A 22239-nucleotide genomic window follows, 5' to 3' on the forward strand; every position below is an offset into this window, starting at 1 on the left:
CCTATCTATGAATCAATTTCTGTATTCTATCAAATATTTCATGTGATTTTTCATCACTTCTAGTTATAACAAGGACTGTATCATCTCCTGCTATTGTACCTGCAACACCATCAAATGCAAAAGAATCCAAAGCATCTGCTACTAACCCCGCTGATGCGGTTATTGTCCTTACAACTAAAAACTTATCTATCTTTTCAACTGAAGTTGCAGTTTTAGAAAACATATTAGCCATTGCATTAGGGTTATATCCTGTCACTTTACTAGACGCTGCATATTTATATTTTCCATCATGTGATAAGATTTTTATAAGATTTAATTCTTTTATATCTCTTGAAACTGTAGCTTGAGTTACATTGATACCATCATTTCTCAGTTCTTCTGCCAATTCTTCCTGTGTTTCAATATCTTTACTTTTTATTATTTCATAAATTTTATTATGCCTTAAACTCTTCACTAATTATCACCTTCACATTGTATTGATCTTGAAATTATTTTTGTTCTTAATAAGTCAAAATAATTATAGTCATCAAAATTTATTAAGTTGCATTTTCTTGCCATTTTTTCTATATGAATTTCTTCTTTGTCTTTTAATTCTATTACTGATTGACCATCTATACATAAGTATGAACCACAGTCCTGGGAATTAATAGTTATTGATATTTTATTATTAGAATCTAATATTATAGTTTTGCTTCCTATAGAAATGGGGCATATAGGCGTAACTCCTATAACCTCTAATGTTGGATATATAATTGGTCCACCTGCTGACAATGCATATGCTGTGGATCCTGTTGGAGTAGAAATTATAAGCCCATCAGCCTTATAATTTATATAAAAGCTTCCATCTATATATATATCATAATTTATAACACGAGAAAAGCTTCCTTTAGAAATAACTATTTCATTTAGAGCCGAATAATAATATTTCTCATTTCTTTCTGGTAATGAACACTTTATCATCATACGTTTGTTTATTGTATATTCATTAGACTTTATACGCTTAATTCCACTTTCTAATCGAGAAAGCTCTATACTTGTTAAAAATCCTAAATGACCTATATTAACAGCTAATATTGGCGTTTCAAATTTTTCTACTGCTCTTGCTGCTCTTAAAATAGTGCCATCTCCACCTAAAGCTATCAGAAAATCTAATTTTCCACCTTTTTCACTGTCCAAGTTTAAGGAATCATAAAATTTATATATGTTACACTGTTTAAAATATTTTTTTACTATTTTTTCTACTTCTATTATTATTGTGCCTTTACTATCCTTTTTAGAATTAATATTTATCCCTATATTCTTCATACTTCCTCCATTGATAAACTGGAATGAGATATTTTAGCTATTTTTTCTATTTCATCCACTGAGAATATATTATTTGTATTTATAGACTTGGAAAAATACACTAAATATTCTATATTACCGTTAGGTCCCTTAATAGGAGAATAATCTAAACCTATTACAGTTAGTCCAATTGATTCTATAAATTTAACAATTCTAAATATAACTTCTATATGATCTGTAACCTTTTTAACTACTCCTTTTTTATTAACTTTTCCTCTACCAACTTCAAATTGTGGTTTTATAAGCGCTATAATTTTACCATTATCATTTAAAAGATTTGCTACTGATGGAATTATTTTTTCCAATGATATAAATGAAACATCTATTGAAGCAAAATCAGAAAGCTCTTCAAAATCCTCTGAAGTCAAATATCTTGCATTTACACCTTCCATAGATATGACTCTATTATCTGCCTTTAATTCCTTTACAAGCTGATCATGCCCCACATCTATAGAATACACTTTAGTAGCGCCTTCTTCTAACATACAATGTGTAAAGCCCCCTGTAGATGCTCCAATATCTAAGCAAATTTTATCTTTTAAATCTATATTGAAATTTTTTATAGCTTTTTCTAATTTCAATCCACCCCTACTAACATAAGGTATTGTTTCACCTCTAAGTTCTATTTGTGAATCTTTATGAATTTTTTTACCACACTTAATTTCTTTTAATCCATTTACATAAATCTTGCCTTCATTTATATATTCTTTTGCTTTTTCTCTTGAAGATGCAATTTCTTTATTATGCACTAAAATATCTAGTCTAATTAAGTTCTCGTTCATGCCTACTCCTTTATAATGCACTAATAATACTGTTGTAAATTCCTTTTGGATCTAATCCATAAGTCTTATATAACATATCAACGGATCCATGAGGTATAAATTCGTCATCAAATCCTAAGTTAATAACTTTAGTGCTATTATAATTCTTTTTATTTATATATTGTAATACTAAATCTCCTAGACCACCATTTATTATATTATCCTCTACAGTAACTACCATATTGATTCCATCGTTTATAAGTTTATCAATTAAGTTAGTATCTATTGGTTTTATAAAACATGAATTAATTACAGTACAATCTATATTATTTTGAAGCAACTGCTCTTTAGCTATAATTGCATGTTGTACCATTTTTCCTGTGGCCAGAATCGCTATTTTACCTTTTATTCCCTGTAGTACTTCCCATTTACCTTTTTCCATATTTTTTATAGGTGACAGATGTACATTAGCCATATCTCCACCTCTCGGGTATCTTATAGCAACTGGATAATTTGCAGTAACAGCAAAGTTTAACATTACGTTCAATTCGTCTACACATTTAGGACTTACTATCGTCATATTAGGTATATGTGATAAATATGATAAATCAAATATTCCTTGATGTGTTTCACCATCTTGACCTACAATTCCTGCTCTGTCTATAGCAAAAACCACAGGTAAATTTTGTAGCGCTACATCATGTAATACTTGGTCATATCCTCTTTGTAAAAAAGTTGAATATACCGCAAAAACAGGTTTTAATCCTGAAACTGCCATTCCTGCTGCCATAGTTACAGCGTGTTGCTCTGCTATCCCTACATCAAAAAATCTTTGTGGAAATTGTTTAGCAAAACCACCAAGCCCTGTACCTTCAGGCATCGCTGCTGTTATAGCTACTACATCTGGATTATCCTTAGCTATATTTATCATTTCATCCCCAAAAGCTGCTGAATAACTCTTGCCACTGCTTCCATTAATTTTTCCATTACAAGAATTAAATGGTCCTACTCCATGAAATTTATGAGGTGCTTTTTCAGCAAAAGGATATCCTTTTCCTTTTTTAGTTATTGTATGTATAATTACTGGTCCATTAAAATTCTTAGCCATTTTTAGAACTTTACTCATTTCCTTTATATTATGGCCGTCTATAGGTCCTAAATATTTAATACCCATATCTTCAAAAAACATTCCTGGTACAAATATTTGTTTTATACCACCTTTTATTTTATGTATTGAATTTACCATTCCTTTTCCCACAGTAGGTATTTTCTCTAACTTAGTTGTAACCCCAGTTTTTAATTTATTGTAACCACTATCTAATCTTATTTCACTTAAATATGATGAAACTCCCCCTACATTTTTTGAGATTGACATTTCATTATCATTTAATATTATTATTAATTTACTTTTATTATCACCAACATCATTTAATGCTTCCATAGCCATTCCACCAGTTAAAGCACCATCACCTATAACAGCTATTATGCTACTATCTTGTTTCTTCAAGTCTCTAGCTCTTGCCATTCCTAATGCTGCTGAAATTGATGTACTACTATGTCCTGTATTAAAAAAATCATATTGGCTTTCATCTCTTTTAGGAAATCCACTTAATCCATCAAATTGCCTTAAGGTACCAAACATTTCTTTTCTTCCAGTTAACACCTTATGTACATAACTTTGATGACCTACATCCCAAACTATTTTATCTTTATTAAAATCGAATACATTAAATAGGCTAATTGTTAATTCAACTATACCTAAATTTGAAGCTAAATGTCCGCCAGTTACTGAAACTTTTTCTATAAGAAATTGTCTTATTTCACTTGCAAATTCATTTAGCTCATTTAAATCCATATATCTTATACTATTAAAATCACTATAATTATCTAAGTACTTTGTCATTTTCATTATCCTCTTTTTACAAAATATATTATTTTCGTAACCGTAAAAATTATATCATATTTTACAAAATAGCAAAATTACTCTTCTATAAAATTACATCATAATATTATAAATAATTAAAGATTCAATACTTCTTTTAGTATATTGACTTTTCCCCTTAAAATTTATTTCTATCGTTTAATTTTTATAATTACTGTTCAATTTATTACAGAGTTCCAAGTTAAATTTAAAAATTATTAATTAGAAACCCTAGCTACTCAAAAGAGTGATGACAGGCTTATAATTCCTTTAATTAAGTAAATTCACAAATTAAAGTTTCAGCTTGTTTCACTATATTAATAAAAGGTGGTGATATACTAAGTAAAATTTGCGGCTTAGGTCTAGTAGGATTTCCCATAGAATAACTAAATTGTCGCCATTCTAGCAGTTTCCTTTTAATATTCTATCTATACTGTCGCCATATATAGGACTAGATTACCACTTAGTCCACACTACAATCCCTAACATATCTTAAAAATAAACAGTCTAGGAGATTTCCTCAACAGTTAGGTACCTTTTTATCCTCTTTTGCAACATAGGTTTCAGTAAGCAATAATCCTAATACCTCGGCCTAGATATTAGGATTTGATCCTACCTCCACCTATATCACTCAAGGCAAGCTACTCTGCACATAGCTCAGTTTACCACAATGCAGGTTTAATCCATTGCCGTACTTTGGATATCTCTCCCAAAGCACATACAATGGTCTCCACGAATGTAGGGTCAGTTACGCATGCCTTTGCGCTTGCCCCACATTCTTACTCCCAGCACCAACCCAAAACTGGGCGTTTTAAGCCAGCACAAGGAACTTCATCGATATGCTCTTCAACGGATTTTTAGCCCCGTCTTCAAAGATACTTACCCGACTAGAATACTGCACCACCTTTTTTATCACATTATATCATATGCATTTAAAATGTCAAAACCTCCATTTTACTGCTTTTTCCTTCATTTTTCTTTTCTTTCCCATTAAAAACAATTAAGTTTTTTCCATATTTATATACTACTTAAAATTATTTAATTTATATTTTAAACTAATAAAATATTACGATTAATAATTTCTTTTTAACAAGAATTCAGTAAGTTCTATTAATAAATCTACATTTTTATCTAATTGTCTTAGCAATTCAATACATTCATTTGTTAATTTTTCGCAATATTCTTTACATTTTTCTAAACCATACATTGTAATAAAGTTGCTTTTTAAATTATCCTTATCACTTAGACTTTTTCCAGCTGCCTTTTCATCACCAATTACATCTAAAATATCATCCTTAACTTGAAATGCCAAACCAATTTTTTCTCCATAATCACTTAATGTTTCTAACTCTTTTTCAGTAGCTTCTCCTAATATGGCACCACTTAATATTGACGCTTTTATAAGCTGTCCTGTTTTGTTTTTGTGCATCTTTAAAAGCATTTCCTCAGATACCTGTTTATCTTCACTTTCAATATCTATGATTTGCCCTAATATCATACCTTCTGCACCAGCAGCTTCAGCTATCAATTTAGATGCCTTAACCTTTCTTTCTTCTAAACTCATACACTGATTAAACATTATAATCATTGATTCATTTAATAGTCCGTCACCTGCTAATATAGCTCTAGCTTCTCCAAATTTTTTATGATTAGTAGGCATTCCTCGTCTTAAATCGTCATCGTCCATACTTGGTAAATCGTCATGTATTAATGAGTACGTATGAATCATTTCCATTGATAAAGCAAAAGGTAGTGCCTCTTCATATTTTTCTTTATATAAATTATAAGTTAAAAGTAACAGTATTGGTCTTATTCTTTTGCCTCCAACCTTCATGCTATAAAGCATTGGCTCTAAATAATTTTTTAAATCTTCTGGCTTTGCATCAAAATATTCCAATATGTATTTTTCTATTAAATTTTTAAAGTCCTTAATATCCATTTTAAATACCTCACTAGTTATAACTTATTATTCTATATTAAATTCTTCTTCATTATCCCCTGATAATATCTTTATTTTCCCCTCATAATCATTTAAAATCTTATATAAATCATTACAAAGTTTAATTCCTTCTTCATATTTTTTCATAGATTCTTCTAGAGTCAATTGACTATTTTCCATTACATCTACTATATCTGTAAGTTTTGAAAATTTTTCTTCATAGCTTTCTTTTTTTCTTGCCATTAAAATTCCCCCTTCTCTTCTATGATGAAATTACTCTCTCCATTCTTTAGTTGAATTCTTACCTCTTTTACTTTTTTTAATTCACCAATATCTGGTATTATATTGTTTTTATTATCATATATAAGAGAATAACCTTTATTCAAAACATTTAATGGATTATGTGCAGTTAATAAGTTATATTTATTACTTATTTCACTTTTTTCTTTTTCAACTTTACTTTTTATTTTTGCTTCTAAAATATGTTTATATTTATCTACATTATTATATTGGTTAACCACAAAATTTTCTGGACTATTTAATTCTAATTTTTTTTCATATAAATCTATATTTCTTTTTTCTTGATGTACTCTTCGTTCCATACTGATATACATATTATTTTTCAACACTTGTATTTTTTCTTCTATTTGAGATAGAGTTGGAACAACTATTTCTGCCGCTTGTGATGGTGTAGATGCCCTTTTATCAGAAACAAAATCACTTATAGTGAAATCTGTTTCATGACCTATACCTGTTACTATAGGCTTTTTAGATTTTACAATAGCTCTTGCTACAATTTCTTCATTAAAAGCCCATAATTCTTCTATAGACCCGCCACCACGTGCAATTATAATAACATCTATATCATCTATGGAGTTTAATTTTTCTATAGATTTTACTATATCATCCTTTGCATTAATTCCTTGCACTAATGTTGGACATATTAGCATATTAACATTAGGATTTCTCATTTTTGCTACATTTATAATATCTCTAATTGCTGCTCCTGTATTAGAGGTTACAACACCTATCTTTTTAGGAACCAATGGTAATGATTTTTTTCTATTTTCATCAAATAAACCTTCTATCTCCAATTCTTTTTTTAGTTTTTCAAAAGCTACAAATAAATCACCAACACCATCAACCTCCATATGGTTACAATAGAGTTGGTACACTCCTTCTTTTTCATATACTGATATTCTTCCACTAACAACAACATTCATACCATTTTCTGGTATGAATGTTAATGAATAAGTATTGCTTTTAAACATAACGCAATTTATTTTAGAAGAATAATCTTTTAACGAAAAATATATATGTCCACTACTATGAATTTTTACATTAGATAACTCTCCTTTTATTTTTGAATTACTAAGAATAAAATCGTTATCCAATGTCTTTTTTATATAACTATTTAAAGTAGAAACTGTTATTATTTTATCGTACATTTTTCTCCCATGCCTCACATGTATTTTTTATAAGCATTGTTGTTGTCATAGCTCCAACACCGCCTGGTACTGGTGTTAAATGTGATGCTATATCTATAACTTCATCGTAAACTACATCTCCCTTTATTTTACCTTCTACCATTGTAGTTCCAACGTCTATAACTACTGCACCCTCTTTTACAAAATCTTTAGTAACAAATCCTGGTCTACCCATGGCAGCCACTAATATATCCGCCTCTTTACATACATCTTTTAAATTTTTAGTTCTTGAGTGACATATTGTAACTGTTGCATTTTCATTTAACAATAATTGTGCTGCTGGTTTACCAACTATGTTACTTCTACCTATAACAACAGCTTTTTTTCCTTCTATGTTAGGTTCTACAAATTTTATAATTTCTATTACACTTTTAGCTGTACAAGGGATAAAACATTTATCACCTTTGTATAAAAGCCCTATATTAACATCTGTAAGCCCATCTATATCTTTTTTATAACTTATAGAAGATGTAACCTTCTTTTCATCAAATTGCTTAGGTAATGGCAATTGAAGTATAATTCCATCAACATTGGTATCTTCATTTAGTTCATTTATGTTTTTTATAAGTTCTTCTTCAGTAATAGATTCATCTAGAACTATAGATGTATATTTCACTCCTAATGACTCACTAAGCTTTTGCTGATTTTTCATATAAGAAATTGAACCCCCATCATTTCCTACTAAAACAGCAACCATTGAAGGTCTTCTAATACCTTTTGAAACCTTTTCCTCAATTAAACTCTTAATATTTTCCCTATAAGTTTTTGCAATTTCTTTTCCTTCAATTCTTTTACCCATTTGTATGCTCCCCCTTTTTAAATAAATAAATAGATTAATTCTAATCTATTTTAAACTTTTATATTAATTATTTTATAAAAGTAAATCAACTAACATTATAAAATATTTTACCATATATTATAATGTTAATTATTACATATATTATATTAATATATCATCAATTGTTCAACTTGTAAAAAAACCAATTTACTTCAATTATACCTATATAATATTAAGTGTTATAGAGAAACAAGTTCTCGTTTAAATTTATTCAATAACTTTAAAATACTTTTATATAAAATGTAGTGTTGAATTCTAAGTTATTCGGAGTATGTATCACTATTTTGGATATCCAAGTTTGGGAATAAGTAGTTTTAAAAGTCAACTTGAAACCCTATAGTTCATTAATTACCTTAAACAACATTTATGAATTTATAAAACAAGCTGAAATTTTAATTTATATTTATCAGTTGATAAATGCTTAAATGACACATTGAAAAATAAATTTTTACAACTCAAAATCAATTGATAATATCATTTTACTATTAGTAAATTAAAACTTCAGCATATTTTTTATTAATTTATTTAAAAATTTCAAACTTAAATATATATTGATATTTTTCACTAGTAAAATTATAAATTATCTACTATTAAATATCTCTAATTATTATGGTAAATATAAACTTAATATAAGGTTCCAAACTAAAATCCAATTTATACTTTTATCAAGTGAGAATTTAGATATTACATTTAACTATCTAATTTAATAGATATTCGATTTATTCCATAACTCTTTTACTTGTAAAATCTGTTAATGTTTTTAATTAACGAAAATTCCTCATGAATAAGTAGATTACGGATACCCTCAACAGTGAATACATGCTCGAAAGTAGCTTAAATTCACAAACACATTTGAAATAAAAATTTTATATAATTAATGAATAAATTAAGATTCGAGCTTATTTCACTATCTCTATATAAAATTTAAAAGTAAACTTTGATAATTTTTTTAAAATTTACAAACTTAATTTTTATTTATATTACTCTAGTGCAAATTTTTATGTATAACTTACTATTTTTTTATTATGCTGTTTAATACACCATTAACAAAAGATGCTGAATTATCTTCACCATATTTTTTAGCAAGCTCTATAGCTTCATTTAGTGAAACCTTATTAGGAATATCTTCCTCAAATAATATTTCACAAACTGCTAACTTAAGAATTGATAAATTTATTTTAGATATTCTATCAATTTTCCATTTAACTAAATTATTTGATATTGTTTCATTTATCAAATCTAAGTTATCATTTACATTTTTTAATATTCTTATTATGTAAGAAAAATCAACATCCTCTAATTTTACCTCTGCATTTTCTTTAAAACTTTCTATAGTAGACATGTAATCTTCTTTATTAATTGACATTTCAAATAATAGCTTCATAGCTATATCTCTTGTTTTTCTTCTATTCATAAGTTCCTCCTATAAATTAAATGTTTTTCTTATAAACTCACTAAAAAAAATTATTTACTTATTTATTTTCAAACGAAGATAATTATATCATAAATATATGAAATTGAAAAACAAAACCCTCCACAAAGGGAGGGATATTTTTAAATTTCTTTTTCTTCTTTATCTGGTTTAGGGAGTATAACATTCTGAACATATATATTAACGGCAGAAACTGTTAACCCTGTCATTGTTTCAACGGTTCTTTTTACATTTTTCTGAACCTTTTCAGAAACTTCTGTTATGTTAATACCATACTCAACAACCACGTGTAAGTCTATTGTAGTACTATTTTCTTCTAGCGTTACTTTTACACCCTTAGATACATTTTTCTTCATTGGAAATAATTGACTTATTTCACCAGTTTTAGAACTCATTTCAACGATGCCTTTTATCTCAGATGCCGCTAACCCAGCAATAACACTTACAACTTCATCAGATATTTTTACAATTCCTATTTCTTCATTTAAATCTTCAAACTGTCTATTCTCTTCCATACTAGTACCCCCTTATTTATCGTAGGTAAAACTTGTTAAAAATATTATATCAGATAAAGATTTATATTACAAATACTATTCTATAACCTTTATTTGAACATTTTTTATGTTAGCCTTGCTTACTACTACATCTTTTATTTGTCTTAACTGTTGGTCACTTAGCTCTTTTTCATGTTTTACTACTATATTTGCCTTTTCATCTTCTAATTCACATACAACTTCTTCAAATCCTTGAGCTTTTAAAGCTAATTCTATATTTGTTTCTTTGTCTCCTCTTAAAGCTAGATTTTTATATTCTTCTGCTGCTTCTTTCTTTTGTTCTGCTGGAGTTTTATCGTTATCTAATAAACTCTTTAATGTTTGAGTTGCTTTATTTCTTGCTTGATCTCTACTTAATTTTGCCTCTGTAAAATAACTACTACTGCTTGTAGTTTTGCTTTTTTCCTTCTTTTTGTTATCTTTATCATTAGTTGCTGTTTCACCTATAAATTCTCCATCTGTAACATATAAAGGTGAGTTAACTTGAGTTGCTGCATATCCACATAACACTACAACTAATAGTAATGCTGAAATGATTAATGTTTGTTTTTTATTCATTTTTATATTCCCCCCAATTTTTATTTCTAACTAATTATATGCTAATTTTTCATAGGATATACCTGAACTTTTTCTTCTTCCAAATCAAATAAATTAGTAACAGCTTGGCGAACCCTAAGCTCTGTTATTTTATCTGAAGCACCTTCAGCAACAACACATATTCCTGTTATTTTAGGATTGTATGTTTTAACGATAAGAGGCTCAGTTTTAGACCCTTCATTGGACATTACAACTGTACTTCCACCATTTTCTTGATTTATGCTTCTTTCACCTCCAACAGTATCTTTTTCTGTCGTATTGCTCTTAGAGTCATTTATATTTAAAGCAGGCACTTGTTCTTCACCACTCTCAAAATAAATCATAGCTTCAACTCTACCTACTCCATCTATTTTTTCTAATATAGATATGAGTTCACCTTGAACTTTTTCTTTATAATTTGAAGTTTCCATAGTTGCCTCTGTAATTTCTTCTTTATTTTCTTCTTGTACTGTTGCTGTAATATCTGAAGAATTTTTATCACCCATAATTTCACCTTGAGAATTTTGTTTAAAGAAGTTACCCATAAATAACAATGCTACTCCAATGAAAAACAAGATTAACAAATTATACATTTTACCTTTAGATTTGTTTCCATTTTTGTTTTCATCTTTATTATTATCTTTTCCTATACATTGCTGATTTATTCCATTTTCTTTAGATTCTGAAAAAAATTTAGCTTTTATTTTTTCAAAGTCCATATACACACCCCCTTATATTTTTAAATACAATTCTTTTCTTGAGTTTATAGTGAATTTTATCTTTTGCTAACATATATTATGTCCTGTGAAATCTCATACTTTTCACTTAAATATTTTTTTATTTCCTTTGACTCTTCATCATCAGAATCTTCAAATTTATCCACTGTTACACTATTATCTCCCCCTATATCCACTTTTTTTATTTTGTCTATCATCCCATCCTTTAATGCAATTTGCATACTGTCTATTTTAAATGTTGTATTTTCTTCATCAAAAGAAGCTTGTACATCTGCACTAAACTTTTTATCTTTAAATTTATCTTCTAAATCACTTATACATTGACTTTCAAAATTTTTTTGAAAGTTTTCCAACGTATTTTCTATATTTATTTTTTTATATTTTTCATAATCTACTTCATATTCTTTATCAAATATATATGCCGTTGATTTATCTATTTCTTCATATATGTCAACTTGTGAATTTAAAAGTTTTACTATTGGATTTAACATAATTACCACTAATAATAAACCAAGTGCAAAGCTACAATATTTTTTTAATGAATTATCCGGAAGTATCATTTGTACAGCTGTTATAAAAAACATAGCAGTGCACAAAGTGATTATGAATCCTCTTAGTTCTTCAATCATTTTTACCACTCACCAACTTAAAATTTTATTTTTTAAGCTTTCTATATGTTATTAGCCACTGTTAAAAATATTTATATCATTATTATGCTTTTTCCCGTCCCTGCTACTATAGCAATCATTATAAAAAACATTATACTTACACTAATAACACAAGAACTTATTACTATTAATGATCCTCCAGCTGAATTTATAACAGATACTATTTTTTTATCACTAATTGGTTCTAATATAGCTGCTGTTAATTTATATATTAGTGCCATAATTAAAATTTTTATTATAGGCATCAATACTATCATTAAAACTATCAAAAGTCCTACAGTACTTATGGCATTTTTCAAAAGAACAGTATAACCAGCTACTGTAGATATAGCATCTGATAAAGTTTTTCCAATAACCGGTATAAAACTATCTACAGCAAATTTTGCAGTTTTCATAGTTACTGCATCTATACTTTTAGATGCAATACTTCTCACCGTAATCGTCGCTATAAAACCAGTTAAAAATATTCCTTGAACCCAAAGCGCTGATTTTTTTAGTAAATTAGTTAAATTACTTATCTTATAATCATCACAAATATTATTTACAAAATCGAGAACAAAACCCATAGATATAACTGGAATTAAAACAGTAGAATAAAATTTAGCACCTATACTGCTTATTGCCATAATCACCGGATCCATAAGGGTGGCTTCTGCAAATCCTCCAACACTTGCTAGAAGCATCATAAGTACTGGAAATAATGCGGTTATAAAATCACTCATTTCTTTTATCGCAGTTCTTGCAACATCTATTCCCATATAAAAACCTTTTGATACAAGTATTATCATCACTGAATAACAAGCAAAGTGAGCTATGTTAGATAGATTTTCATTGCTAAAAGCCTGTTGTAAATTATTTAAAAGTGCACTGACTATAGCTATTATAATAATTGATCCTACTAATTTAGATGATGCTAATATTTCTTTAACTGAATACATTAAAAGTGTTTTACTTAATCCTTGTATTGAAAATCCACCATCACCAGTTTTCATATAATTCTCAACAAATTCTTTTGGATTTAATCCCCTTAAAATCTCATAATCATTTTGCATATTTGATATATAATCATAGAGTTGATCCATTTTTTGTTTTTGTTCTTCTGTAATCTGAACCTCATCTATCTTGGTATCATTATTATCAATAGCTTGTACATTAAGAGGAATAAATAGTATTAAAGCTAATAAAAATAAAAACTTTTTCATAATATACCTCTTTTATAACATCTTTAATATAGTTTGCATTACGCCCATTAATATTGGCATTGCCAAAGTAAGTATTAAAATTTTACCTGCAAATTCAACTTTAGATGCTATACTCCCCTCCCCTGCATCTTTACAAACTTCGCTACAAAATGAAGCTAAATAAGCAATTGCCAAAATTTTAAATATTATATCTAAATATACGACATCTATATTTGCCTTATTAGCGATAGTCTGTAAGAAACTAATAACTATAGTAAGTTTACTTATTACGAACAAGAAAATTATAATTCCTGCAGCAGTACTAATTAAAAGGGCTATATCACTCCTATTATGCTTAAGGGTTTGTGCCATAAAGAGAGCTGCAAAAGCAAAGCCTACTACCTGTAATATCTCCATAATGCCCTCCTTTATATATCTAAAAATTTACTAAGGTTTGAATTGAAGAAAACAACTTTATTACTAATGTAGTTATCATCATTAATATAATTATTATTCCTGCAAAATTAACCATAGTTGCATAATCATCTCTACCTCCACTTTTTAAAACCTTATCCAATATTATTGTAACTATTCCTATTACTCCTATTTTTATTATCAAAGTAAAATCTAACATATATATCCCCCCTAGATAAGAATTATTACTATCATGGCACCTACAGTAAAACCTAAATATCTATACATTTTTAAGTTTTTCTTCAAATGTTCTTGTGCAGTTTTAATATTTTCTTTTAGATTAAATATTGATAGCTCAAACATGTCTTCTTGACCTTCTAAACTCATCTCTCCCAAAGTTTTAGATAAGTTTAAAAATATAGAAATATCCTCTTTATTAAACCGTAAAGCATCTTTATTTTTTTCAAAAGCTTTGCTAAAAGCATCATATACACTGTCACATGAATTTTCACTTAACAAAACTGATATTTCATTCAAAGTTGTAGTTATAGGCTCTTTTGTATTTTCAGAGACTGTTATTAATGCACTGTGTAATAAAGAGTGACTATACGTAATTTCATTTTTTAAATGATACATAGCTCTTTGAAATTCTTTTAAATTGATTACTCTTATTTTTAAATTTTCACCATATATATAACCAGTCAATGACGAAGTGACTAAAACTATAAATGCCCCTAACAACCTAACCACTTAAAATTCCTCCTAATTCCTTTCCTTTTTTAAAATCATATACATATTCTATAGTTCCCACACCTTTTCTATTACTTAGCACAACCGCTCTATCAAATACATTGTTTTCCATAACTTCTCTAAATACTGGTCTTTTATATAAATCATCTATATCAAATCCATGTATAGTTGTAATAAGCTTTACCCCTGAATTTAAAGCTGCAATAATACTATCCATATCTTTATATGTTCCAATTTCATCACAAATTACAATTTCTGGTGACATACTCCTTATAGCCATTATTATTCCTTCACTTTTAGGACAACTATCTAGAACATCAGTTCTCTCACCTACATTCATTTGTGGTATTCCTTTAAAGCATGCAGCAATTTCGCTTCTTTCATCTATAACTGATACATTTTTACCTTTAAGATTTAATGTATAATTTCCATTTGATATAACCCGACAAACATCTCTTAATATGGTTGTTTTACCACATTTAGGTGGTGATATTATTATGGTGTTTAATATTTCACCTTTATCTAAGATATACGGAATAATAGTTTGTGAGCAATTTATTATCTCCTTTGCAACTCTTATATTTATAGATACTATATTTTTTATAGTTTTTACTTTATTGCCTTCCGTAACAACAGTTCCGCATATTCCTACTCTATGTCCACCTTTTATTGTTATATATCCCTGTTTAATTTCATCTTCAAATGCATATATTGAATAACTACTTATCTTTTGTAATATAAATTTCATTGTTTCAACAGATGGCTTATATTCATATTTTTTTTCTTTATTATTGGAATATATGAATAGTGGTTTGTTTACTTTTAATCTAATTTCTTGTAATTGATTTAATGGAATATCTTTTTCTATAAGTTCTCTTATATTTCTAGGTAAAACTTCAAGTATCTCTATAGCCATTTTTATCACCCTTTCATATTCCATTAATATTTACAAGTTGATAAAATTATTACTAAAACATTTAATTTTTCTTTCCCTGTTGTATACATATATGGAGAAACAAGCTCCAATTTAAATTTATTCAATAATATTAAAATATTTTTATACAAGATGCAGTGTTGAATTCTAAGTGATTCGAAGCATGTCTCACTATTTTGGATATCCATATTTGGGAATGGACAATTTTAAAAGTCAATTTTGAACCCTATATATAGAAAAACAACCTCAAAGGTCAACTTATACATTAAATTTTAAAACTAAAATAGAATCAGGTTATAAAATTGAAAAACGTTAGTGGGAAGTTAAGGATGGATATGCTTGTTAGTTTTTAATTATATGTAATTTACTTTGCATATTTTAGTAGTATAGAATGGAATACTAACATGTATTTTGTCTAAATTAAAAAGCTATAACTTGATAAAATATAAATTAAAATTCTAGACTTTAATCTTATATTTGGACAAAGAAAAAAACTACCCATAGCGGGTAGTTTTTAATATATGAATTAAACTCTTTCCATATATTCTCCAGATCTTGTATCTACTCTTATTGTTTCCCCTTCATTTACGAATAGAGGAACTTGAACAACTGCTCCAGTTTCAACTGTTGCTGGTTTTAATACGTTTGTAGCAGTGTTTCCTTTTACTGCTGGTTCTGTATGAGTTATAGCTAATTCAACAAAGTTTGGAGCTTCAACTGAGAAAGCCTCTCCTTTGTAAAACTTAATTACAGCAAACATATTTTCTTTTAAGAACTTTATAGCTCCTTCAACTTTTTCATAGTTTAAAGGAATTTGCTCAAAAGTTTCTTGATCCATGAAGTAGTATAACTCTCCATCAGAATATAAGTATTGCATTTCTTTTCTTTCTATAACTGCTTCTTGTAATTTAGCTGTTGGATTGTATGTTGTTTCAGTTACTCCTCCAGTTATAACGTTTCTTATTTTTGTTCTAACGAACGCAGCTCCCTTTCCAGGTTTAACGTGTAAAAACTCTATAACTGTGTAAACTTGTCCATTCTCTTCAAAAGTAGTTCCTTTTCTTAAATCTCCAGCTGATATCATTGGTGTTACCTCCTAATATATAAATGTTACATCTATAAGCATATTTATTATACCCATAGATAAATAAATTAATACTACCTAGTAACTATATGCAAATTAAGTTTTTTGGTGATTTCGATAAAACTTCACAGCCATATTCTGTAACTAATATTAAGTCTTCTATTCTAACGCCACCAAAATTAGGAACATATATTCCAGGCTCATCTGTTATTACCATTCCTGGCTCTAATATTTCATTACTTCTAAAGCTAACCATTGGTGCTTCATGAATTAATCTACCAACGCCATGACCTAATCCATGACCGAAATATTCTCCGTAGCCAGCATCTTTTATTATGTCTCTAGCTATTTTATCTAAATCAAAGCATGACATTCCTGGTTTAACAGCTTTTAATGCAGCCTCTTGTGCATTTAGTACTATGCTATATATTTCTTTCATTTTATCATTTGGTTCTCCTATAACTATAGTTCTAGTCATATCAGAACAATATCCATCATACACTGCACCAAAGTCTAATGTCAAGAAGTCTCCTCTTTCAACTACTTTTTCCGTAGCTGTACCGTGTGGTAATGAAGATCTAACTCCAGATGCAACTATTGATGGAAATGATAAGCCACTTGCACCTAATTTTCTCATATAGAATTCAAGTTCTAACCCAATTTCTTTTTCAGTCATACCAGGTTTTATGAATTCTAACATATGGTCAAAAGCAGAATCTGCTATTTGTTGAGCTTTTTTTATTGCATGTACCTCATCTTTTGATTTTATTAATCTTAATTTTTCAACCATACCATTTAATGGCACTAATTCACAGTTAACAGCATTTTTATAGGATTCATATAAATCAAAAGTTAATACATTTTCCTCAAATCCTAATTTTTTAATATTAAGTTCTTTAACCATCTTATCTAAAAACGTTTCAAATGGTCTTTGATACTCATGTATTTCATAATTTTCAACTTGCTGATTTGCTTGTTCAGTGAATCTAAAATCAGTGACGAAAATTGCTCTATCATTTGTTATTATAGAATAACTTTCATCTCCTCTAAAACCACTCATATAGTTTCTGTTAATGTCCCCTTGTAATAGTACTCCATCTAGACCATTTTCACTCATGGTCTTTCTTAAAGTTTCTAATCTTTTAGTATACATAACAAATTCACCTACCCCTTTATATTTTGAAGAATATTTTATGGATAAGTCTATTAAGACAAAAAAATATTTAGCATTTTTGTCTATTTAATAATGTATGCAATATAGACTCAATAGCTAAAATGTAACCATAATATCCTAAACCACTTATAACTCCATAACATCCTTCACTTATAACACTTTTTCTTCTATACTCTTCTCTTTTATAAATATTACTGATATGAACCTCTATAGTTATAATGTTATATGCTTTTATGGCATCTAAAATAGCAATGCTATAATGTGAATAGGCTCCAGGATTTATAACTACACCATCATATATCCCTACAGCACTATGTAATTTAGAGATTATATCCCCCTCATAATTACTTTGGTAAAAATCAATTTGTAAATCTTTTATATCTAAAAATTTTTTTGTTATAATTTCATTTATTTGGTCTAATGTCCTATCTCCATATATATTAGTTTCTCTATTTCCTAATAAATTAAGATTAGGACCATTTATAACTAAAATTTTCATATGTAAAACCACCTTACCATTTTTATAGCCTACAACAATAATATTTTATCAAAAATACCTTGCCTTTGCAATTAAATTATCCCATATATTATCTAATATTTTTTAATTTTATACATTTTTTTACATCCAATTTCAATAAATTTTATCCTAATCTTAGTTTGTTTATTAATTCATTTAAATTTTCATCAATATTTTCTCCTAAATTAACTATTATGTCTGCTTTGTTATATATATTTTTTCTTTGATTATACAATTTATGCATTTTTTCTTTATAATCCCCTCTTAACAATGGTCTATCTTTTGTATGTTTTGCTCGGGATAATAACAGATCAATAGGAACATTTAGAAAAACCACTTTCCCTTTTTCCTTAAGCTTATATAAATTATTATTATATATAGGCATTCCACCACCTGTACTTATTAATAAGCTTTGATTTTTAGGTATTTTAGTTATAAACTCACTTTCTAACCTTCTAAAATAATTTTCTCCTTTTATTTTAAAAATATCTTCTATTGTCATATTTTCATTTTTTGATATAGCCTTATCAGTGTCTAAAAATCTGTAACCTATTCTTTCAGCAACTTTAAAACCTAATGTGCTTTTCCCACTTAAACTCATTCCAATTAAAATTACATTTTTCATAAAACATTCCTCTTTAAAACTTAATTTTAATTTAATTATAGTATTTTATAATTAAATTTGTACAGTTATTTGTTTTTTATTGTATTTAGTGTAAATGTAATTTTTTCGTTATCTAGTATAGTTATATCATTTAATTCCAATACTTCTTCTGAATTTATTAAATATTTTGCAATTGGCATAAACTCTTTGTAAGTTCCTAAAAACTCCACTTCATATTTTGTTCCATTATCTATTGACTCTATTTGTTTTATTTCTAAATCTTCATAAGCAAATATTAGCTCTAATGTGTCTACAAACCCATAATCTTTTTCCACTGTTGCTAAGGTTTCTTTGCTCTCATCTTCTACACTATTATATTTTACATATGTAAAAAGATTTGCAGACGTAAAAGCTATTACAAAAATTATAAACAATTTTAATTTCCAATTATAATTTTTCATTAAATCATCACCTTTATGAATTTTTCATTATTTTCTTCTATTATTGGTGAAATCGTTTTTATACTATATATTTCTTCTATTACTCTTACTGACTCCATATATTCTTTTTTATTATTAATTAATATTGTAAGTTCTATCTCATCACTATTTATTTTTATATTTTTTATATTTAAACTTTCTAATATAAAATTTGAATCTAAATCTTCTAAATTTTCTATAGTGTCAACATTCTTTTTAGGTAAATCACTATTTTCATTAAGTTCATTAACTTCATTAATATTTGTTTGATTATCTTTAAATGAACATATATTATCTTTTATTAAGAATATATTTATTAATAATACTATAATCATAAAAATTTTTAATTTTTTAAATGCAATAGATTTAATATCTTTATTTCTCTTTTTATATACACTTGGAATAAATTCATTTTTCATAATATTATTTCACCTTGCTATTGCAAATTTTATTACTTGGTCTACTGTGAGAGGCAATAGTTCTACTACATTTTTTCCTTTTGTTAATTTCTCAATATTGTTTGAATTAAAATGATATATAGTTTTATTATCCTTAATAAATTCATCTAATAATTTATTAATTTTTTCAGTATCAGTAATTTTCATCACCTTATTAAATAATAAATTTTCCTTATTAACTTTAATAAAATAAATAAAATTTTTATATTGAAAAATCATTTTATACTTTTCTTCCTGTATATATTTTGAATAGTACTTTAAAACATAATTTTGCAAAAATTCTACTTTAAGATTTCTTGAATATCCTATCCTTTTGTCATTTAACAAACTATATTTTTTTTCATGAAAACAATATAAAATAATTTTAAATATATTATCCTTCTCTTCTAACACACTATATTTAAACATAACTTTATCTCCATATCTTAAAGTTACCTCATTTTTAACGAGAGATGATATTTGGTTTTTTTTAACCTTAGGGATAGATATAACCTTAATAAATAATTCTTCCCCCTCTACAAGTACGTTTATATTTTTATTTTTTAAATTTATAGAAAATATTTTATCAAAAGAATATTCTTCTTCTACTTTAAATTTATTAAATATATTTTTCTTAATTTTTACAGCTTTCGTATCATTTTCATTACCATAAAACACTATATTCATATATCTTAGCCCCTCTCTAATTGATCCTTAACAAAAATGAACTTAACTTTATTTTTATTAAGTTGTGGTCTATAATAAGTTTTTTTAATAGTTCCTATATCATATGGTCTAATTAATACTAATAATTCTTCATCTTTATCATACTTTATACTAGCATTATCATACGTAAATTTTAGTTTTTCTAAATTTTCTTTCGAATTTAACATATATTTATTAGCTTTTCCTAATAATACCTCTCTTTGTTTTTCCTCTTGAGATTGAGTTCCTAAATATTCATTATTAACAGAATAATATTTAGATAAAAATTCATTTTCACATATCATATATGAAGCTATTGTAATTACTAATCCGGTTATTATAATAACTGATATCATTGCAAACCCATTCTTTTTCACTTTATAATTGGATGCCATTTTTCACTCCTTTTCCCGTCGTCAGTTTCAATTTTAAAATAAACTAAATTTTCAATCTTTTCCGCTTCAAACTTTTTTACTCCTTTCAAAATATAATTTTTATAACCGTAATCATTGGGAATTTCTTTATTATCGCTGTTTAAAATAAATAGATTATTATTTATACATTTTATTTTTTTGGTTTTTCCATCTTTAAATATTAAAACAATACTGTCATCAAAAACCTTAACTTCACAAGGTCTTCTTTCAAGTTCATATTCAATAAAATATATAGCTTCTTCCAATTCTTGATTTTTTCTATTAGATTTAATATTCTTAAAAAACATATTGTTACTACTTATAAAAAGAGAACATAACACAGTAAGAATTATTACTAATATAAGTGATGATGTTAAAACTTCTATCAAAGTAAATCCTTTATTCTTATTTTTCATAAATTCCCTTAACAAAGGTATATTCCTTATTTTTTTCATATTCACCAATTCCTATTATTTTAGCTTTTACAAAACCATTATCTTCAGTAAAACTAATTTTAATATCACCTTTATCAGATATAATACTACCTATCTTTTCTCCATGATATTTTTCTAAATCATCAAAAGTTATATATATTTCTTTATTTGAAATTTTTTCAAGTTCATCTATAGATGTGTTATATACAATTATTTTTTCAATAGTATCTACTGATTTATGAAACTTTTTATCTTTTTCAAGCTTATTAGCTATACTTCTATTTACAACCATACTTTGTAAAATTAAAGTAACAGCTATTAAAATTATGCTCATAGCTATAACCAACTCTAACATCATAAATCCTTTTTTATTCTTTAATATGGACATAGTTAGTACCTACCATTATACTTATTTCTTTTTTTAATCCTGATTTACTTTTTAATCTTATAGTGCAAGCATCACTTACATATCCACCATTTTTTATATTTAATACATTATTATTGAATTGAGTTATGCTTACATGTTCTGGCAACTTTAAAGTTTCAATAATTTTTGATTTATTTCCTAATATTAAAACATTCTGACCTTGTAAATATATATAGCTTGTTGATTTAAACCTTCTACTATAACTTTTACCATAATTTATAAAATTAACTACGTCATTAGCAGAGTATTCTAATGCTATTTTTTCTTCATATTTTTCAAAGCTTTTATTTGCAAAAGAAGAAATCATTAAAATAGATAAAATTATTGAAAGAGTAACCAAAACCTCTATAAGCATTAGTCCTTTTTTCATAATTTAAATTCACTCTCCAAAGCTTTTAAATTTTATAGTGATCTAAATTTATTTTTAAA

Annotated in this window: 29 protein-coding genes; all 29 read right to left on the reverse strand. The window is 26.9% G+C overall.

Features of this window, described 5'->3' with window-relative positions:
* Position 1 precedes the first annotated feature (1 nt).
* On the reverse strand, positions 2 to 454 hold the full coding sequence (locus tag AZI32_RS05105; RefSeq protein ID WP_061994823.1) for an arginine repressor: 453 nt from the start codon (positions 452 to 454) through the stop codon (positions 2 to 4).
* The gene (locus AZI32_RS05110) at positions 454 to 1305 is read right to left on the reverse strand and encodes an NAD(+)/NADH kinase (protein WP_061994824.1); all 852 of its coding nucleotides are present in this window, start codon (positions 1303 to 1305) and stop codon (positions 454 to 456) included. The genes AZI32_RS05105 and AZI32_RS05110 overlap by 1 nt, the downstream gene beginning before the upstream one ends.
* A complete protein-coding gene (locus AZI32_RS05115; protein ID WP_061994825.1) occupies positions 1302 to 2126 on the reverse strand; it encodes a TlyA family RNA methyltransferase in 825 nt (274 codons plus the stop codon). Before AZI32_RS05115 ends, AZI32_RS05110 begins: the two co-directional genes overlap by 4 nt.
* A 10-nt stretch (positions 2127 to 2136) precedes the next feature.
* A complete protein-coding gene (gene dxs / locus AZI32_RS05120; protein WP_061994826.1) occupies positions 2137 to 4008 on the reverse strand; it encodes a 1-deoxy-D-xylulose-5-phosphate synthase in 1872 nt (623 codons plus the stop codon).
* 1090 nt (positions 4009 to 5098) lie between these two features.
* Positions 5099 to 5965, reverse strand: coding sequence for a polyprenyl synthetase family protein (locus AZI32_RS05125; RefSeq protein WP_061994827.1), 867 nt, complete (start codon positions 5963 to 5965; stop codon positions 5099 to 5101).
* A 27-nt stretch (positions 5966 to 5992) separates the two neighbouring features.
* Positions 5993 to 6208, reverse strand: a complete 216-nt coding sequence (locus AZI32_RS05130) for an exodeoxyribonuclease VII small subunit (RefSeq protein WP_061994828.1) — start codon at positions 6206 to 6208, stop codon at positions 5993 to 5995.
* The gene (xseA, locus tag AZI32_RS05135; protein ID WP_061994829.1) at positions 6208 to 7413 is read right to left on the reverse strand and encodes an exodeoxyribonuclease VII large subunit; all 1206 of its coding nucleotides are present in this window, start codon (positions 7411 to 7413) and stop codon (positions 6208 to 6210) included. Before xseA ends, AZI32_RS05130 begins: the two co-directional genes overlap by 1 nt.
* A complete protein-coding gene (locus AZI32_RS05140; protein WP_061994830.1) occupies positions 7403 to 8251 on the reverse strand; it encodes a tetrahydrofolate dehydrogenase/cyclohydrolase catalytic domain-containing protein in 849 nt (282 codons plus the stop codon). The genes xseA and AZI32_RS05140 overlap by 11 nt, the downstream gene beginning before the upstream one ends.
* Positions 8252 to 9302: 1051 nt before the next feature.
* Entirely contained in the window at positions 9303 to 9704 is a 402-nt protein-coding gene (gene nusB / locus AZI32_RS05145) for a transcription antitermination factor NusB (protein ID WP_061994831.1), read from the reverse strand.
* Between the two features lie 140 nt (positions 9705 to 9844).
* Positions 9845 to 10237, reverse strand: coding sequence for an Asp23/Gls24 family envelope stress response protein (locus AZI32_RS05150; protein WP_010292270.1), 393 nt, complete (start codon positions 10235 to 10237; stop codon positions 9845 to 9847).
* A gap of 75 nt (positions 10238 to 10312) precedes the next feature.
* The gene (locus AZI32_RS05155; RefSeq protein ID WP_061994832.1) at positions 10313 to 10834 is read right to left on the reverse strand and encodes a SpoIIIAH-like family protein; all 522 of its coding nucleotides are present in this window, start codon (positions 10832 to 10834) and stop codon (positions 10313 to 10315) included.
* A gap of 41 nt (positions 10835 to 10875) precedes the next feature.
* Entirely contained in the window at positions 10876 to 11571 is a 696-nt protein-coding gene (spoIIIAG, locus tag AZI32_RS05160) for a stage III sporulation protein AG (protein ID WP_082761147.1), read from the reverse strand.
* A gap of 56 nt (positions 11572 to 11627) precedes the next feature.
* Positions 11628 to 12218: a stage III sporulation protein AF gene (gene spoIIIAF / locus AZI32_RS05165; protein WP_061994833.1), complete on the reverse strand. Its 591-nt coding sequence runs from the start codon at positions 12216 to 12218 to the stop codon at positions 11628 to 11630.
* Positions 12219 to 12289: 71 nt separating this feature from the next.
* On the reverse strand, positions 12290 to 13459 hold the full coding sequence (gene spoIIIAE / locus AZI32_RS05170) for a stage III sporulation protein AE (protein ID WP_061994834.1): 1170 nt from the start codon (positions 13457 to 13459) through the stop codon (positions 12290 to 12292).
* 12 nt (positions 13460 to 13471) lie between these two features.
* The gene (spoIIIAD, locus tag AZI32_RS05175) at positions 13472 to 13855 is read right to left on the reverse strand and encodes a stage III sporulation protein AD (RefSeq protein ID WP_010292278.1); all 384 of its coding nucleotides are present in this window, start codon (positions 13853 to 13855) and stop codon (positions 13472 to 13474) included.
* 19 nt (positions 13856 to 13874) lie between these two features.
* Entirely contained in the window at positions 13875 to 14072 is a 198-nt protein-coding gene (gene spoIIIAC, locus AZI32_RS05180; RefSeq protein ID WP_010292279.1) for a stage III sporulation protein AC, read from the reverse strand.
* A gap of 11 nt (positions 14073 to 14083) precedes the next feature.
* Positions 14084 to 14602, reverse strand: coding sequence for a stage III sporulation protein SpoIIIAB (gene spoIIIAB, locus AZI32_RS05185; RefSeq protein WP_061994835.1), 519 nt, complete (start codon positions 14600 to 14602; stop codon positions 14084 to 14086).
* The gene (gene spoIIIAA / locus AZI32_RS05190; protein WP_061994836.1) at positions 14595 to 15518 is read right to left on the reverse strand and encodes a stage III sporulation protein AA; all 924 of its coding nucleotides are present in this window, start codon (positions 15516 to 15518) and stop codon (positions 14595 to 14597) included. The genes spoIIIAB and spoIIIAA overlap by 8 nt, the downstream gene beginning before the upstream one ends.
* Before the next feature lie 544 nt (positions 15519 to 16062).
* Positions 16063 to 16620, reverse strand: a complete 558-nt coding sequence (gene efp / locus AZI32_RS05195) for an elongation factor P (protein ID WP_061994837.1) — start codon at positions 16618 to 16620, stop codon at positions 16063 to 16065.
* Positions 16621 to 16705: 85 nt separating this feature from the next.
* Positions 16706 to 17773, reverse strand: a complete 1068-nt coding sequence (locus AZI32_RS05200) for a Xaa-Pro peptidase family protein (RefSeq protein WP_061994838.1) — start codon at positions 17771 to 17773, stop codon at positions 16706 to 16708.
* A gap of 70 nt (positions 17774 to 17843) precedes the next feature.
* Complete coding sequence (aroQ, locus tag AZI32_RS05205) at positions 17844 to 18293, reverse strand: type II 3-dehydroquinate dehydratase (RefSeq protein WP_061994839.1); 450 nt, start codon at positions 18291 to 18293, stop codon at positions 17844 to 17846.
* Between the two features lie 142 nt (positions 18294 to 18435).
* Positions 18436 to 18936 carry a shikimate kinase gene (locus AZI32_RS05210; RefSeq protein ID WP_061994840.1) on the reverse strand — a complete coding sequence of 167 codons (501 nt, stop codon included), beginning with the start codon at positions 18934 to 18936 and terminating at the stop codon, positions 18436 to 18438.
* A gap of 65 nt (positions 18937 to 19001) precedes the next feature.
* Positions 19002 to 19376, reverse strand: coding sequence for a hypothetical protein (locus AZI32_RS05215; protein ID WP_061994841.1), 375 nt, complete (start codon positions 19374 to 19376; stop codon positions 19002 to 19004).
* Positions 19376 to 19813 (reverse strand): hypothetical protein, encoded by a 438-nt coding sequence (locus AZI32_RS05220; protein WP_061994842.1) that lies wholly within the window; start codon positions 19811 to 19813, stop codon positions 19376 to 19378. The genes AZI32_RS05215 and AZI32_RS05220 overlap by 1 nt, the downstream gene beginning before the upstream one ends.
* Before the next feature lie 9 nt (positions 19814 to 19822).
* On the reverse strand, positions 19823 to 20518 hold the full coding sequence (locus tag AZI32_RS05225; RefSeq protein ID WP_061994843.1) for a hypothetical protein: 696 nt from the start codon (positions 20516 to 20518) through the stop codon (positions 19823 to 19825).
* Positions 20519 to 20523: 5 nt separating this feature from the next.
* On the reverse strand, positions 20524 to 20931 hold the full coding sequence (locus AZI32_RS05230) for a hypothetical protein (RefSeq protein WP_061994844.1): 408 nt from the start codon (positions 20929 to 20931) through the stop codon (positions 20524 to 20526).
* Complete coding sequence (locus tag AZI32_RS05235; protein WP_162266734.1) at positions 20910 to 21365, reverse strand: type II secretion system protein; 456 nt, start codon at positions 21363 to 21365, stop codon at positions 20910 to 20912. The genes AZI32_RS05230 and AZI32_RS05235 overlap by 22 nt, the downstream gene beginning before the upstream one ends.
* Positions 21355 to 21771 (reverse strand): type II secretion system protein, encoded by a 417-nt coding sequence (locus AZI32_RS05240; RefSeq protein WP_061994846.1) that lies wholly within the window; start codon positions 21769 to 21771, stop codon positions 21355 to 21357. Before AZI32_RS05240 ends, AZI32_RS05235 begins: the two co-directional genes overlap by 11 nt.
* The gene (locus AZI32_RS05245) at positions 21752 to 22180 is read right to left on the reverse strand and encodes a hypothetical protein (protein WP_061994847.1); all 429 of its coding nucleotides are present in this window, start codon (positions 22178 to 22180) and stop codon (positions 21752 to 21754) included. The genes AZI32_RS05240 and AZI32_RS05245 overlap by 20 nt, the downstream gene beginning before the upstream one ends.
* Positions 22181 to 22239 lie beyond the last annotated feature (59 nt).

Source organism: Clostridium sp. ATCC 25772 (assembly GCF_001573875.1).
GTDB classification, from domain to species: Bacteria; Bacillota; Clostridia; order Clostridiales; family Clostridiaceae; genus Clostridium_J; species Clostridium_J senegalense.